A 14656-nucleotide genomic window follows, 5' to 3' on the forward strand; every position below is an offset into this window, starting at 1 on the left:
AAACCCCTTTTTTCAACAACATCAAATTCCTAAACTCGGAACGAGAAAATAAGTCATTACAGCACTTGCTAAAACAATAAACACCGTAATGATAATCAATAGCGATGAGTTCGTTTGATAATGATTAGCATTGATTGCCCTTTTAGTTTTTTCAAATGAAACGTAACCTAAAAAAGCAGTAATTCCTCCGAAAATAATCATTACAAGACCTATTTCCGCGGAATATGTTTTCGGTAAAGGGATAGAATTACCACCCAAACCAGCTGAAATCTGGCGCAAAAAAACTGCGAATTTCACCACCACGAAACCAAATCCCATCAACGCGATTGCCGTACGAATCCAAGAGAGAAATGTACGTTCGTTAGCCAAATGGTCTCTTGCAAAATTCGGATTAGGCTTTGAGATTAAATGCTCTTCCATTATTTTAAGTTTAATACAAATTTATATTTTTTATATTTATCATATCAGCATAAAAAAAAGCACCGAGAATCAGTGCTTTTTATCTTGTTTTAAAGGCGAAAATATTATTTCCTTACCCTTTTTGGTTTCTTGGCTTCTTCTTTTTGTTTTGCATCATTTATGGCTTTCTGTGCTGCATTATACAAAGAATCATCAGACTCGTACTTTATTTCTTCGTAGCCAGGCGAGTCGAGGAAGATGTCCTCCCACTTCCTTAGCCGGTCTTTGGTATTCCAATTGAAGTCGGGAAAGAAGCGTTTCTCCCGAGAGATTTGGCTCATCGGATAGATGTTGGTATTGGCTCCTACGTTGCAAGAGATGATCTGCACCTTATTTTCATCAAATTCAGCTTCGATGGTTCCGCAGGTTGATAGGGCTACACCAATTCTTTCGGTTTCTTTGGTTTTCTCGTTCTGATCATCGGCATAAGTAATTGCTTGGGCATTCCCGATCACTTTTGCAAGTTGAACTTTGTTTTCTTTATAATAAACCGTCATCAGTTTTCCTTTCACTTGGTTGAACTCGTCCTTTAAATTTAAAGAATCGGCTTTGCTGATGGCGAAGGCATTTCCCACTACTTTCAGGGAATCAATATACTCATTTTGAGTATCGAAATAGGCCTCTATTTTATCTCCTGTTATCTGTTTTTCACCACTCCACGCGATAGGTTTCCCGAAGAGATGCATGATTCCGTCGGTTTCATTAAAACTTAAAGAATCTGCACGCACCTGAATATTGGATTTGAACATTCTCGATTTTCGATATGCACGAAGGAAACTTTTCTTTTTCAGCGGGTCGGCTGCGTCGGTCTTTTGATAAGCAAGGATCTTTTCTGCAGAGAAATACATGGAATCTTTCTCTAAAATCTTCACTGCATACGGGCGATCGGTCATCATGGCTGAATCCTTTTTCTCGAAAATCTCGCCATAACCACCTTTCATATAGCGTCTTTCTTTAGGGTCGCGCAGGGTAACATTGACTTTGGCTGTACCAAAACCAGTGATTTGATTGAAGTACATATCCTCTCCGGTAAGGATTTTACCATTATAGTGGATGCGGGAATTCTTCTTGAGATAGACCTCTTTCGAATTCATGTTATACGAACCTCTTTCGGTGTACACCATATTTGCCGGATTTTGTTTGTTGGTAATGGTAGTTGGGCCAAAGAAATCTGCGGTATTGGTGTTTTGGTTTTGTTTAATGTTGGTGCCTTCCACCGTATATTCAGGGTTTTTGATCTTCACATTACCGGTAAAATCGATCATTTTGGAGTTGAGATCGTAGGTAGCCGATTTGGTGTACATCACATTCGTAGCGTCCGAAATAGTACCTCCCGTATTGAAATAGGCTTTATTGGAAAGTCGGTCGTAGTAGAGTGTTTCGGTTTTGATGGTTTGTTTCGGGTCTGTAAGAACTACATTTTTCTTAGCAATTCCTTTCTGGGAATTACCGTCGTACTCCATTTCTCCGGCTGTAATCACCGATCCATCGGCGTTTTGTAGTTTTACGTTGCCTATGGCTTTCACAAAATTCTGTTCTTCATAGAAAATTACTTCGTTTGCACTAAGCAAAGAACCTTGATGCTCGAATTGAACATTGCCTGAAAAGTAGGGATTTCCACTATACTTCTCAGGAGTTTTCTGAAAGAAATCTGAATGAATAAGACGCACCTTTTCCCCTTGTGGAGCGTTTTGGGCAATATTAAAATATGGATCTTTCACCAAAGGATCCTTTGGCTTGGTGGTAATCTGCGAGAAAACATTCGCACTGATTAACAGAAATAAAACGAAAAAGTTCTTCATTAATCTTTTTTGGTACCGTAGAAATAAAGTGAGTGAGAATCAATAGTTACGCCAAATGCACTTTCTATGGCTTCTTTGATTCCCTGAATTCTCGGGTCACAGAACTCGATGATTTCTTCAATTTCCTTGTCGGAATCTTTCTTATAAATCACCAAATGATCGTGTTGCTTATCGAAATACGATTTTTCGTAAGAGGACGAAGTAAGGGTTTTCTCGCCAAACTGATGTTTGCGGATAAGGCCCGCATCGAGGAAAATTTCGATGGTATTGTAAATAGTAGCTTTGGAAACATGGTATTTTTTCTGCATCATGAGTAGATACAGATCGTCCACGTTGAAGTGATGCTCCATGTTGTATATTTCTTCCAAAATGGTGTATCGTTCAGGAGTGTTTCTGAAACCTTTCTCCTGTAGATATTGTCTTAATACCTCTTTTATGGTTGTTATATTGAGTTCTTTCTGTTTAGTGTCCATTTAAAAAATTATGTACAAATTTATTGATTTTATTCTAAATGAAAATTGCCACATAGTGATAAAAAAAATCCCGGAACAAGATCCGGGAAATTATATTCTAAGAGCGGTAATGCCTAAAGTCTACCTGCTTAATTTTGTTGGTAACAATGGTTTGATCCATTAGTGGTGCGGATTCCACTACAACATTATGCGGCGATACCCCCCAAGCTTTGAAATCGTCGCTACCGATATATTTCACAAAATTGTAGATACTGAGGGTTAATTTTTCTTTCACCGTCAATAAAGTATCGTTGATATAGGTATTATCGATGATTACATATTTCAAATCCGGCGGAATATTGTGGCTTCGGAGTGAAGGATGGCTACTTCTGGAAGGAATACTGCCCTCCTCCATCATATCCGCTAAAACCTGATCGAAATAATCGTTGATACGGCGGTCTATTTTAAAACCAAGAAGGAAATTGATCCTGTATATAGTTCCCGGCATGATTTCATCAATGGTATATTTAAAGGTAAAAGGATCTTCTTGATTCACAATATTCAGAATGAAATAATGATCTGCTCTTTTGGGTTGTTTACGAAGAATGGAATAGATAATCTTGGCTTCGATTTCATCTTCTCTTTTAGCCCGGCTCAGAAAAGCAAGGTTGGTAGCGTATTTAGGAATAGTTTCATCAAGTTTTAAATCTTTAATGATGGAAACATATTTCTCCAGTTTTACAAATTTGATAAATTTGGCTTTAATCAATCTTCCGTTATACCAAGCATACATGCACATCGCAATAAATCCACCAAGAACTACGGTAAGCCAACCACCATCGAAGAATTTAATCACGTTCGCATAAAAGAAACCGAGTTCAATAAAAAGATACATGATAATGAACCCTATTGCAAAGAGTTTGTTCACACGAGTTCTGCTAAGCCAATAAAATAGTAACATCGTGGTCATAATCATCGTAATGGTAATGGTTAAACCATACGCAGCTTCCATCAGTTCTGAATGTTGGAAATAAATCACGACAATGAAACAAAGTACCATCAATCCCCAATTAATTCTCGGGATATACATTTGTCCTTTAACTCCGGAAGGGTAATCGATTTGTTGATTAGGCCAAAAGGAAATCGACATCGCTTCTGAAAACATCGTAAACGAGCCTGTAATAACGGATTGACTGGCAATAATAGCTGCAGCTGTAGCCAAAATAACCCCAGGTAAAATAGCCCAAGTCGGCATGATACCAAACATCGGGTTGATTCCCTCTGCTACTTTATGATAATTATCCAGCAACCATGCGCCTTGTCCTAAATAATTCAAAACCAGCATTGTTTTTACAAATACCCAACTCACACGTATATTTTTAATTCCACAATGCCCAAGATCTGAATAAAGAGCTTCCGCACCTGTAGTACACAGGAAAACTGCTCCCATAATCACAATTGCACTGGGCGAATGAGTAATCAGATTATATGCATAATAAGGGTTGAATGCACGGAAGATTTCAAGATGATCGAAAATATGTAAAGACCCGAAAATCCCTAAAACCAAAAACCAAAGCACCATCACCGGTCCAAAAAATTTTCCAATAAATGCGGTACCAAATTGTTGAATGAAAAACACAATTGCCAAGATAATCAGGGTAATGGCTACCACAGGAGTATGGGGACTATAAATTTTCAGCCCTTCCACAGCCGACATTACAGTAAGAGAAGGCGTTATCACGCTATCTGCCACCAAAGTAGATGCACCAATAATCGCCACTACGTACAGCCACTTTTTCTTAAGTCTTTTCACAAGGGAATAAAGCGAAAGAATTCCACCTTCCCCTTTGTTATCCGCCCGAAGTGCGATTACAACATATTTAATGGTAGTTTGCAAGGTCAGTGTCCAGATGATGCACGAAAGTGCGCCCTCAATGTATTCATCAAAAGGAAGATTACCACCATCTTTTCTTGCATTCACAATCGCTTTCATTACATAAAGCGGAGATGTACCAATATCTCCGAAAACAATTCCTAGGGAAACCAGCACTCCCATTGCGGTAAGTTTTTTGGTATCAAAATGATGACCACCTTCAGTTACTTCTGCCATTTTTCAGTATTATTTATTTCGCAAATTTAGATTAAAAAGTAATTCAGAAATGATTTTGAGTCGTTAAATGAATATATAAACTAAAAAAACTCCCTTTCGGGAGCTTAGTTTATGCTTTTATGTACATTGCTTTCTTTATTTCCTCTTTTACTTTCTCAAGTTTCGGGAACCATTCAGCAAATAATGCAGCCGAGTAAGGAGCCGGTGCATCAGGAGTAGTAATTCTCTTAATTGGTGCATCAAGATAATCAAAAGCTTTTTGCTGTACCATATAAGTAATTTCTGAAGATACAGATCCAAAAGGCCAAGCTTCTTCCAAAATCACCAAACGATTGGTCTTCTTCACTGAATTAATTACGGTATCAAAATCTAACGGACGCACAGTTCTAAGGTCGATTACTTCTACCGAAATACCTTCTTTCTCCATATCTTCTGCAGCTTGCATTGCCAATTTCATGATTTTACCGAAAGAAACCAAAGTTACATCTTTACCTTCTTTTTTGATATCGGCTTTCCCGATTGGGATATAATATTCTTCTTCAGGAACTTCCATTTTATCACCATACATCTGCTCAGATTCCATGAAGATTACCGGATCATTATCTTGAATTGCAGATTTCAATAAACCTTTCGCATCATAAGGATTGGAAGGAACAATTACTTTTAAACCAGGTGTGTTGGCGAACCAACTTTCCAAAGCTTGAGAGTGCGTTGCTCCCAACTGACCTGCTGAAGCAGTAGGACCACGGAAAACGATTGGGCAATTCCATTGACCACCACTCATTTGGCGGATCTTTGCAGCATTGTTGATGATTTGATCAATCCCAACCAATGCAAAATTGAAAGTCATATATTCTACAATCGGACGGTTACCGTTCATTGCAGATCCAACTGCAATACCGGTAAAACCCAACTCAGCAATCGGCGTATCAATCACTCTTTTAGGACCGAATTCTGCAAGCATTCCTTTTGATGCCTTGTAAGCTCCGTTATATTCAGCAACTTCCTCACCCATTAAATAGATGGATTCGTCTTTGCGCATCTCCTCGCTCATTGCTTGTGCTATTACTTCTCTGAAAGTATATTCTGCCATAGTCTTTGAAAAATTAGAGTACAAAAGTAAAGTTTTTTTCGCAAATTTTCGGGCGTTCAGACACAAAAAAAAGCAACTCTTTCGAATTGCTTATCAAAAACTAAATTTCTTGTTATTTAACAGCTTGCCAAGTTTGGCTTCTTCCGATGAGTGAGAATCCTATATATCCTCTTACATTCAGTTTGTCGCCTTCTCTGGAGATGTTGCATTTGTAAGTTTTTCCGGTTTTAGGATCAGTGATGGTTCCGCCAGTGAATTCATTTCCTTCTTTTTTCATTCCTCTTACGATTTCCATTCCTAAAAGTGGTTTGTTTTTTCTATCGTCTTTACAATCTACACAAGTTGCATGAGCCGGTTTTATTAGAAGTTGCAAGATTTTTCCGTAATACTTCCCGTCAGATTTTTTGTAAATTTCTACAATGGATTTTGCCTTACCAGTTTCATCATCGATGGTTTTCCATTTACCTTCGATTTGTGCGTAAGAAAGCGTTGCGAAAAATAAGGCAACGAAAGCGAAAATTATTTTTTTCATTTTATAAATTATTTTAATTATTTAGTTTGATAAATGTAATTAAAAAAAGTTAAACACCAAATTTTTAATTATTCGCAACATACTAAAGAATAAATTTTTCCTGAAATTTCAACCACTAAACACCAATGAACCCAATGATTAATTAAGTTTGCGGTTGATCACCCGATCCATATAATCTTGATACCAAGCTTTACTTTTTTGTTCACCAAATGTAATTTCAGGCGTTTTCACCTTTCCAAGAAGGTTATTTTCATAACCTAAATCTTTAATATCATAAATTCCGGTGAAGTCTTTTCCGTCAAACAAATAAATATAATTCCCAATCATAAATTGCTCTACTCCACTGGAATTTACGATTAAATAATCTTCTTTTTTCTCAGAAACTAAACTTCTCCCCCAACTTCTGATTTTTTTGTTATAGCCCATCAAGTCGGCTAAAGTTGGGTAAATATCCATTTGCTGCGCAGGTTCAGTAATTTCACCTTTCAATTGGTATTTCGGATTGGGCGAATAAAACAAAATCGGAATCGCAAAACGGTTCATCGCTTTTTCATATTCTGGATAAGCTATTTGGTTGGTGTGATCGGCTACCACAACGAAAATGGTATTTTGATACCAAGGCATTTTTTTAGCCGTTTCGAAGAATTTTTTCAATGCAAAATCGGTGTAACCAATTGGTTCATGGATTTCCAGCGGACCTTTTTTGAACTTCCCTTTGTATTTTTCCGGAATTTTAAAAGGATGATGCGAAGAGACGGAAAACATCGTTGCCATGAAAGGAGATTTTTTGGTATTTAATGTTTTCGCAAAATATTGGAAAAATGGCTCATCCCAAATTCCCCACATTCCGTCGAAATCAGCGTCGTTATTATATTCCGTTTTCCCATAATAATGTTTGAAACCCAAAATATTCCCAAAACCTAGAAATCCCATCGAACCATTCGGTGCTCCGTGAAAAAAGGAAGTATCGTAACCCATTTCATTGGAAACCGAAACAATCGACTGAATTTTCTGGTTGGAATATGGCGAACTTGTGAACGCATCTTTCAAACTCGGAATTCCTGCCAAAACCGAACTCATCCCGTGAATGGATTGTCTGCCGTTCGCAAAAGCATTGGTCGCAATCAAACTATGAGTCGCCAAACTATCGAAAAACGGCGTGTAGGAAACGAAATCCTTGATTTTTGTGCTTTTATTAAATGCTCCAGAATATTCTTTCCCAAAACTTTCAATAATGAAGATCACCACATTGGGTTTAGGCTCTATATTTTCGCGTGGATAAATTTTATAAGGTTTAATATTTACCTCAATGAATTTCTCGTTGACGAAATGAACTTCCTTAAAATTATTCGTGTTCATCGTCCTGAAAAACGAAAAAACACTATTTAAAACCACATTTGCTTGCAACGGATTTTTCACATGTCGATTGGCATCTACCAAATTAATCGGTCTTGTAGAATGTTTAAAATCACCACGAATCCCGCCTACAACAAGCGCCGCAACAATGCATAAATTCAAAACTGAGAAAACAAAATACTTCCATTTTATTACCGGTTTTTGTTCTTGAACTTTCACTTTTTTATAAAGAAAAATCCAGAAAATCATCAAAATAATGAACCATAAGATTACAAATGGATGTTCCAAGACCGAAACCATGAAGACCTTTCCGATATTATCCTCATGTTTTGCCACATTCAAAGCTGCCGTGGTAAGCCTAGCCTGCGAAAATCGGTAATAAATAAAATCGCCGAAATTCATTCCATACGCGATTCCGTTGGTAATAAAATAAAGATAAAACAGAAATTTCTGGTAATATTTTTTCGTGTTAATGACCAGCGGTAGCAAACTGAGCAAAATAAAAAGCGAATTCACATACAAAATCGCTGTGGTATCGAACGCTGTTCCGTGATAAGAAATACTGAAATAATCCGATAAGGAATCAATCGGAATAAGTTCCCGATTAAAAAACCAAAAGAGAAAGCGCGCAATCTGATAAAAGAAAAACGCCAAAAACAATCTATAAAAAAGAGCAAAAACCTCTTGTAATCTTATATCTTTCATCCAAAAATTCTAAAAAAACTGTGCAAAGTTACATTAAATTCACTTTTCGTTAATAAATAGTTTTTTAAAGAAAATGAGCTCATAAATTTTAAGAAAAACCCTATTTTTGCTCCTATGAACTTTATTAAAAACAATTTGGCAAACTCCTTTACTTTGGCCAATTTATTTTCCGGAAGTATCGGTGTCATTCAGTTGCTAGCGGGCAATTACCAAGTCACTGCGATTTGCATTATCGTTTCTTTGGTTCTCGATTTTTTCGACGGATTTATCGCAAGAGCCATGAAATCCAACTCAAATTTGGGTGCGCAACTCGATTCGCTTGCCGATATGGTGAGTTTTGGTTTGTTGCCGGGAATCGTGATGTACAAGGCGTTGGAACCTTTCGGTAATCAGGTTTTTGGGATGGAATTGCCTTTTGAAATTAAATACTTTGCACTTTTCATCACTTTATTTTCCTGTTTAAGGTTGGCGATTTTCAATTTGGATGAAGAACAAACGTATTATTTCAAAGGATTGAACACGCCTTCAAATACCATTTTAATTTTCGGGCTTTATTATGCTTTTAAAGAAAACGGATACTTTCAATTACTCCTTGAAAACCCTTTATTATTGATCATCCTTACCGCAATTTCATCATGGATTTTGGTGAGTCCAATTAAAATGATCGCGATGAAATTCAAATCGATGAAACTTGAAGATAATTATCCGAAAATCGCTTTGTTAATTGGCGCTGTATTGATTTTAATCATTTTCGGGATCGTTGGAATTCCGTTGGTGATTTTATATTATATTTTGATTTCGCTTATTTTTCAAAAGCAATTGAAATAAATTTTCAAATTAGCGCATTACCAAATTTCAAATTAAAAAAATTAAATGAATTTAAAACTCTATAAACCGCTCTGTATCTTCGATCTGGAAACCACCGGAACCAATGTAGCGAAAGACCGAATTGTGGAAATCTGCATCTTGAAAGTGAATCCAGACGCTTCCCGAGAAAGCAAAACCTGGCTCGTGAATCCCGAAATTCCGATTCCGAAAGAAACCACCGCGGTACACGGAATCAGTGATGAGGACGTGAAAGATGCTCCAAAATTTAAAGAAATCGCTCCGAAAATCATGGAAATAATCGCCGGTTCAGATTTGGCTGGCTTCAATTCTAACCGATTTGATGTTCCACTTTTGGCTGAAGAACTTCTGAGAGCCGGAATTGATTTCGATTTAAGCAAATTCAAATTGGTGGATGCACAAACGATTTTCCATAAAATGGAACCAAGAAATTTGACGGCAGCATATAAATTTTACTGCAAAAAAGACTTGGAAAACGCGCATTCTGCGGAAGCTGATGTTTTGGCAACTTTTGAAGTTTTGGATGCACAAGTCGGTCATTACAAAGAACTTACAAACGATATTGCAGCATTGAGCGAGTTTTCGTTTCACACCAAATTTGCTGATTTGGCGGGAATGATTCATTTTGATGAAGAACAACAAGAAATTTTCGCTTTCGGGAAATACAAAGGACAACGCGTGAAAGAGGTCTTCCAGAAAGATTTGGGTTATTACGGTTGGATTCAAAGCGCTGATTTCCCATTATATACCAAGAAAATTTTGACGGGGATTCAGTTGAGATCTAAGTTTTAATTTTTAAACCATAAAAGTCACAAAAGATTAATTTAATATAAGTTTTTCAAAAAAAAAAGACAAAAGTTAAAAATTAAGAAAAACGTTTGTGGTTATATCATTTCATTTTGTAACAATTTAATTATGAAAATAATTTGCATCGGTAGAAATTACGCCGAACACGCCAAGGAACTCGGCAATGAAATACCTGAAAATCCAGTGATTTTCATGAAACCCGACACGGCGGTTTTGAAGAAAGGTTCGGATTTTTATATCCCGGAATTTTCGGAAGATATTCACTACGAACTGGAAGTGGTTTTGAAAATTTCAAAAGGCGGAAAATACATTCAGGAAGAAAAAGCCGGAAATTACTATGAAGAAATCGCTTTGGGAATTGATTTCACCGCGAGAGATTTGCAAAGCAAATTGAAAGAAAAAGGCCTTCCGTGGGAACTTGCAAAAGGTTTCGATGGTTCCGCTGTGATTTCAGATTTCTATAAAAAGGACAATTATGATCTGAAAAACCTCCAATTTTCTTTGCTTAAAAATAAAGAGGAAGTGCAGAACGGAAATACTTCATTAATGATGTTCTCTCCGGAAAAAATCATCGCATTTGTTTCGCAGTATTTCACCCTAAAAACCGGAGATTTTATTTTCACCGGAACTCCGAAAGGTGTTGGAAAAGTCGCTGAAAACGATATTCTGGAAGCTTATCTTGAAGATAAAAAAATTCTGGATTTGAGGATTCAGTAAAAATTCGTAACTTTAAGGAACAAAATTTAAAGTTATGGTAAATATTGTATTACCTGTAGATTTCAGTGATTCTACAGATCAATTGATAAATGGAGCAATAAAATTTGCGAAAGAAATTGGCGGAAAACTTTGCTTAATACATGTCGCACCTGCAGATATCGGTTTTGCGATTGGCGATATGGGATTTCAGTATTTTCCGGAAGTGGAGCAAAATGAGATTAAAGAAGAACTGCTTCGTTTGAATAATATTCAACAACGTGTGCTTTCGGAAGGTCTCGAGTGCGAACATCTTTTGAAACAAGGTGTTGCAGGCGACATTATTTTAGATTATGCTAAAGAAAAAAATGCAGCCTATATGGTAATGGGTTCTCACGGCAGAAGCGGTATTTATGATGTATTCGTAGGGAGTCTCACCAAAGAACTTACGCGCCGCTCACCAATTCCTGTATTGGTAATTCCAGTTCATTAATTCATTAAGAAACTTACTAAAAAAAAATCCCGTAATTCTTAGAATTACGGGATTTCTATAAATAATATAAGTATCAATTATTTAGTTTTCTTAGAGTGGATTTTGGGATCGTAGTAAGGATGATGCCCTTCAGTTGGTGAAAAATACTCTTTGTCTTTGTTATTTCCCAAAGTAGTAATCAACACATAGCACCAATAGGTAAACAGAGCCGAAGCTACGAAGAATAATACCCAATTAAGAAAATTACCTGCAAAATCGAAAAAGCCGAAAGACCATTTGAATGCACTGCTTAAGAAGAGAAAGAAAGACGTCATTATTTTCCTTTTTTAAATTAACTTTGCACAAAATTAATAAAAATGTTTCGATTACTTTCAAAAGAAAGCAATATTTTTTCAATACCTGTTTACATTGTTATTCTTCTTTTAATCGTAATAGGGTTTAACTTCCTTGATTTCAATTCATTAGGCATTATTTCCGCTATAATAACTTTTGCAGGTGTTGCATTGGGATATTTTTGTTTTAATACAATCGCGCTGAATTATCAAACGCATTTGCCTTTGTTTCTTTATACTGCATTTATTTTTGCACTTTATCCGGGGGATTTGGATATTGGAATCGCGGTTTCGCTTTTCACCAATTCAATCATACTTTTGTTACTTACCGATAATGATTTGGCGGTTCGTAGGAATTCCGTCATTCTTGTAGGCGCTATTTTGGCTTTTAATTTTATATTTTTGCCAACAACTTGGCCAATGTCTATTTTTGTAATTTTCCACCTCATCGGAACTTCCGATCGGGTTGGACTTCATATTTTCAGGTTATTTTTTGGGATTTTATTGGTAGGAATTTCATATTTTAGCATTGCTTATTTTCTTGGAATGAATTCTTGGAACGAAGTTTATTTTCCATTCAAAAACTTTGAAGCATCAAGAAACGCTGATAAACTATTGTGGCTTTTGCCGGTTGCTCTCATGCTGATTCATTCGGTGATCGATCATTTCCGGCATTTCAATAAAAAAAGTCCGACCAGTAAGTTTAAATACACATTTTTGCTGATTTATTCATTGGCGCAGCTCATTACCATTGTTCTATACATGGGCAATACTTACGAATATTTACTGCTTTTGGCGCTTCCTGCATCTATCATTCTCAGCAGAATGTTAAAGTTTTTACCCAAATATTGGATGAAAGAAACCGGACTTTGGGTGATCATCATCTGTTTGGTAATTTTTAAAATTACCAATTATTTACAATTTTAATATTTAAAAAATCATGATACAAATAGACAACAAACTGATTTCTGAAGACATTTTTGAAGAAGAATTCGTGTGTAACCTCAGCAAATGCAAAGGCGCTTGTTGTGTTGCTGGCGATGTAGGTGCACCTTTAGAAAAATATGAAACAGAAATTCTTGATAAAATTTTCGATAAAGTAAAACCATATCTTCGCCCGAAAGGCGTAAAAGCCCTTGAAGAGCAAGGAACCTGGACCATTGATCCGCACGACGGCGATTATGTGACTCCAATGGTGAATGGCGAAGAATGTGCATACGTAATTTTCGACGAAAAAGGAATTACCAAATGCGGAATTGAAAAAGCCTACGAAGACGGTGCTGTAGATTGGCAAAAACCGATTTCCTGTCACCTCTACCCGATCCGTGTGACCGAATACTCTACTTTTACAGCGATGAACTACCACGAATGGGAAATCTGCAATGATGCTTGTGTTTTGGGCAAAGAATTGAAAGTTCCGGTGTATAAATTCCTAAAAACCCCGCTCATTAGAAAATACGGCGAAGAATTCTACACCACGCTTTGCGACGCTGCTGATGAATGGAAAGCCGAGTTTGGTTCTTAAATCTACCAATTTCAGCTTTTATTTTTAAACTTAAATCACAAAAAAACCGCTTCAATAAATGAGGCGGTTTTCTTTATTTATTTCTAGAAAAATTATTTCTTCAATTCTTCCAAAAACTCATCGTGAGAGATTTTGGTTTCTTTTTTAGAAGCTTTTTCCAAGATTACATCTTTTAGTTTTGCCATTCCTACTTCAGCAGAAATTTGACGAACTTGCTCTTGGTCTTTCAACATTTCTACAGCGTATTTCTGAATTTCTTCGTCGCTTAAATGGTGAATTCCGTAGATTGCTAATTGATTTCTTACCAATTGCTCAGCTTGTCCTAAAACGTCGCTATAATCTAATTTGATTTCGTTATCGTTCATCAATTTACCTTCCAAAATTTGGTATTTCAATTGATTTTTCTCTGCTTCAAGGATTTCTTTTGCTTGTTCTTCAGACTGAATATTTGGGTTGCTGAATAATAACCATTTCACCAAGAAAGTTTCAGGAAGTTTCACTTCTTCTTTCTCGTTGATTTGTTCCAAAATTTTGTTCACGAAATGTACATCCGCGTTTTGTTGGAAGTATTCGTCAAGTTCAGATTTTACTTTAGCTTTAAGTTCTTCTTCAGATTTAATGGTTCCTTCACCGTAAACTTTGTCGAATAATTCTTGGTTAAGTTCTGCCAAATTCAATCCGTAGAAATCTTTCACAGTAACTTCTTGTTGGTCGTGGTGTAAATGTTCAAGCTCTTCTTTGCTGAAGCCTAATTCATTTGCTAAATCTTCGTTTTTCTGTAAATCTTCTTTAGAAATTTTCACAGAACCGTCCATTTTCAAATCTTTCACCAATTTGAAAGCTTCTTTTTTCTCAGCATCGATTACCACATTTTTTGGGTGATGGTGGTGTTCTCCTTCTGCATCTTCTTCTACGATTTGGCTAATTTGCAAAGCAACATGAGAATCATCAGCGATGTTTTCTTGTACTACTTTTTCTGCAAATCTTTTTTGCATGTTTTCGATGCTTTGGTTGATTTCTTTGTCAGAAGCTTCTACTTTGTAGTGAGGAGCTTCGTATTTTGCCAAATCAATTTTGAAATCTGGTTCGTAACCCACTTCGAAAGCTACAGTAACTTGATCTGCATTGTGGTTAAGCTCTTCAACCGGCTGTGGAACTGGTTGACCAACCAATCTTAGGTTATTTTCGTTTACATAATTATTAAGCGCTTCAGAAACCTGTTTGTTGATTTCTTCGAAGGCAATCCCTGCTTCATATTGTTTTCTTACCATGCTCAATGGCACTTTTCCCTTTCTGAAACCTGGTACTTGTGCATTTTTTGCATAATTGATAAGTTGTTTTTCAACTTTATCTTTGTAATCTGATTTATCTAATGTAACTGTAAGTAACGCGCTTACTTCATCGTGGTTTGTCGCTGTAACGTTCATTGTTATGTTTTGAAAATTTAGGTT

Annotated in this window: 15 protein-coding genes; 6 read left to right on the forward strand and 9 right to left on the reverse strand. The window is 36.4% G+C overall.

Going from position 1 to position 14656, the window contains the following annotated elements; all coding sequences use genetic code 11:
- Positions 1–21: 21 nt before the first annotated feature.
- The 7 genes from NOV28_RS05550 to NOV28_RS05580 all read right to left on the reverse strand — a co-directional run bounded on the left by NOV28_RS05550 (position 22) and on the right by NOV28_RS05580 (position 8509).
- The gene (locus NOV28_RS05550; protein WP_255928411.1) at positions 22–420 is read right to left on the reverse strand and encodes a YidH family protein; all 399 of its coding nucleotides are present in this window, start codon (positions 418–420) and stop codon (positions 22–24) included.
- 104 nt (positions 421–524) lie between these two features.
- On the reverse strand, positions 525–2261 hold the full coding sequence (locus NOV28_RS11245) for an OstA-like protein (protein ID WP_255928413.1): 1737 nt from the start codon (positions 2259–2261) through the stop codon (positions 525–527).
- Positions 2261–2734: a Fur family transcriptional regulator gene (locus tag NOV28_RS05560; RefSeq protein WP_255928415.1), complete on the reverse strand. Its 474-nt coding sequence runs from the start codon at positions 2732–2734 to the stop codon at positions 2261–2263. The genes NOV28_RS11245 and NOV28_RS05560 overlap by 1 nt, the downstream gene beginning before the upstream one ends.
- Before the next feature lie 97 nt (positions 2735–2831).
- Entirely contained in the window at positions 2832–4823 is a 1992-nt protein-coding gene (locus tag NOV28_RS05565) for a KUP/HAK/KT family potassium transporter (RefSeq protein ID WP_255928417.1), read from the reverse strand.
- A 109-nt stretch (positions 4824–4932) separates the two neighbouring features.
- Positions 4933–5916, reverse strand: coding sequence for a pyruvate dehydrogenase complex E1 component subunit beta (locus tag NOV28_RS05570; protein WP_255928419.1), 984 nt, complete (start codon positions 5914–5916; stop codon positions 4933–4935).
- A gap of 112 nt (positions 5917–6028) precedes the next feature.
- A complete protein-coding gene (locus NOV28_RS05575; protein ID WP_255928421.1) occupies positions 6029–6448 on the reverse strand; it encodes a DUF2147 domain-containing protein in 420 nt (139 codons plus the stop codon).
- Between the two features lie 138 nt (positions 6449–6586).
- The gene (locus NOV28_RS05580; protein ID WP_255928423.1) at positions 6587–8509 is read right to left on the reverse strand and encodes an LTA synthase family protein; all 1923 of its coding nucleotides are present in this window, start codon (positions 8507–8509) and stop codon (positions 6587–6589) included.
- Positions 8510–8623: 114 nt separating this feature from the next.
- Here NOV28_RS05580 and NOV28_RS05585 point away from each other — a divergent pair, with 114 nt between their 5' ends.
- From NOV28_RS05585 to NOV28_RS05600, 4 genes are all read left to right on the forward strand, one after another.
- Positions 8624–9337 (forward strand): CDP-alcohol phosphatidyltransferase family protein, encoded by a 714-nt coding sequence (locus tag NOV28_RS05585; RefSeq protein ID WP_255928425.1) that lies wholly within the window; start codon positions 8624–8626, stop codon positions 9335–9337.
- A gap of 45 nt (positions 9338–9382) precedes the next feature.
- Positions 9383–10147 carry a 3'-5' exonuclease gene (locus NOV28_RS05590; RefSeq protein WP_255928427.1) on the forward strand — a complete coding sequence of 255 codons (765 nt, stop codon included), beginning with the start codon at positions 9383–9385 and terminating at the stop codon, positions 10145–10147.
- Positions 10148–10270: 123 nt separating this feature from the next.
- Entirely contained in the window at positions 10271–10879 is a 609-nt protein-coding gene (locus NOV28_RS05595; protein ID WP_255928429.1) for a fumarylacetoacetate hydrolase family protein, read from the forward strand.
- A gap of 34 nt (positions 10880–10913) precedes the next feature.
- On the forward strand, positions 10914–11348 hold the full coding sequence (locus NOV28_RS05600; RefSeq protein WP_255928431.1) for a universal stress protein: 435 nt from the start codon (positions 10914–10916) through the stop codon (positions 11346–11348).
- Positions 11349–11425: 77 nt separating this feature from the next.
- On the opposite strand, the gene NOV28_RS05605 is transcribed toward NOV28_RS05600, so the two are convergent.
- Positions 11426–11662, reverse strand: a complete 237-nt coding sequence (locus tag NOV28_RS05605; RefSeq protein ID WP_255928433.1) for a hypothetical protein — start codon at positions 11660–11662, stop codon at positions 11426–11428.
- 42 nt (positions 11663–11704) lie between these two features.
- Here NOV28_RS05605 and NOV28_RS05610 point away from each other — a divergent pair, with 42 nt between their 5' ends.
- Both NOV28_RS05610 and NOV28_RS05615 read left to right on the forward strand, forming a co-directional pair.
- Positions 11705–12607 (forward strand): DUF6427 family protein, encoded by a 903-nt coding sequence (locus tag NOV28_RS05610; RefSeq protein ID WP_255928435.1) that lies wholly within the window; start codon positions 11705–11707, stop codon positions 12605–12607.
- 13 nt (positions 12608–12620) lie between these two features.
- Positions 12621–13205 carry a DUF3109 family protein gene (locus NOV28_RS05615; protein ID WP_255928436.1) on the forward strand — a complete coding sequence of 195 codons (585 nt, stop codon included), beginning with the start codon at positions 12621–12623 and terminating at the stop codon, positions 13203–13205.
- A 92-nt stretch (positions 13206–13297) separates the two neighbouring features.
- Here the strand turns inward: NOV28_RS05615 and NOV28_RS05620 are convergent, their stop codons facing one another.
- Positions 13298–14632, reverse strand: coding sequence for a trigger factor (locus tag NOV28_RS05620; protein ID WP_255928438.1), 1335 nt, complete (start codon positions 14630–14632; stop codon positions 13298–13300).
- Between the last annotated feature and the right edge of the window lie 24 nt (positions 14633–14656).

It is taken from the genome of Kaistella montana (assembly GCF_024436175.1).
Taxonomy (GTDB): Bacteria; Bacteroidota; Bacteroidia; order Flavobacteriales; family Weeksellaceae; genus Kaistella; species Kaistella montana.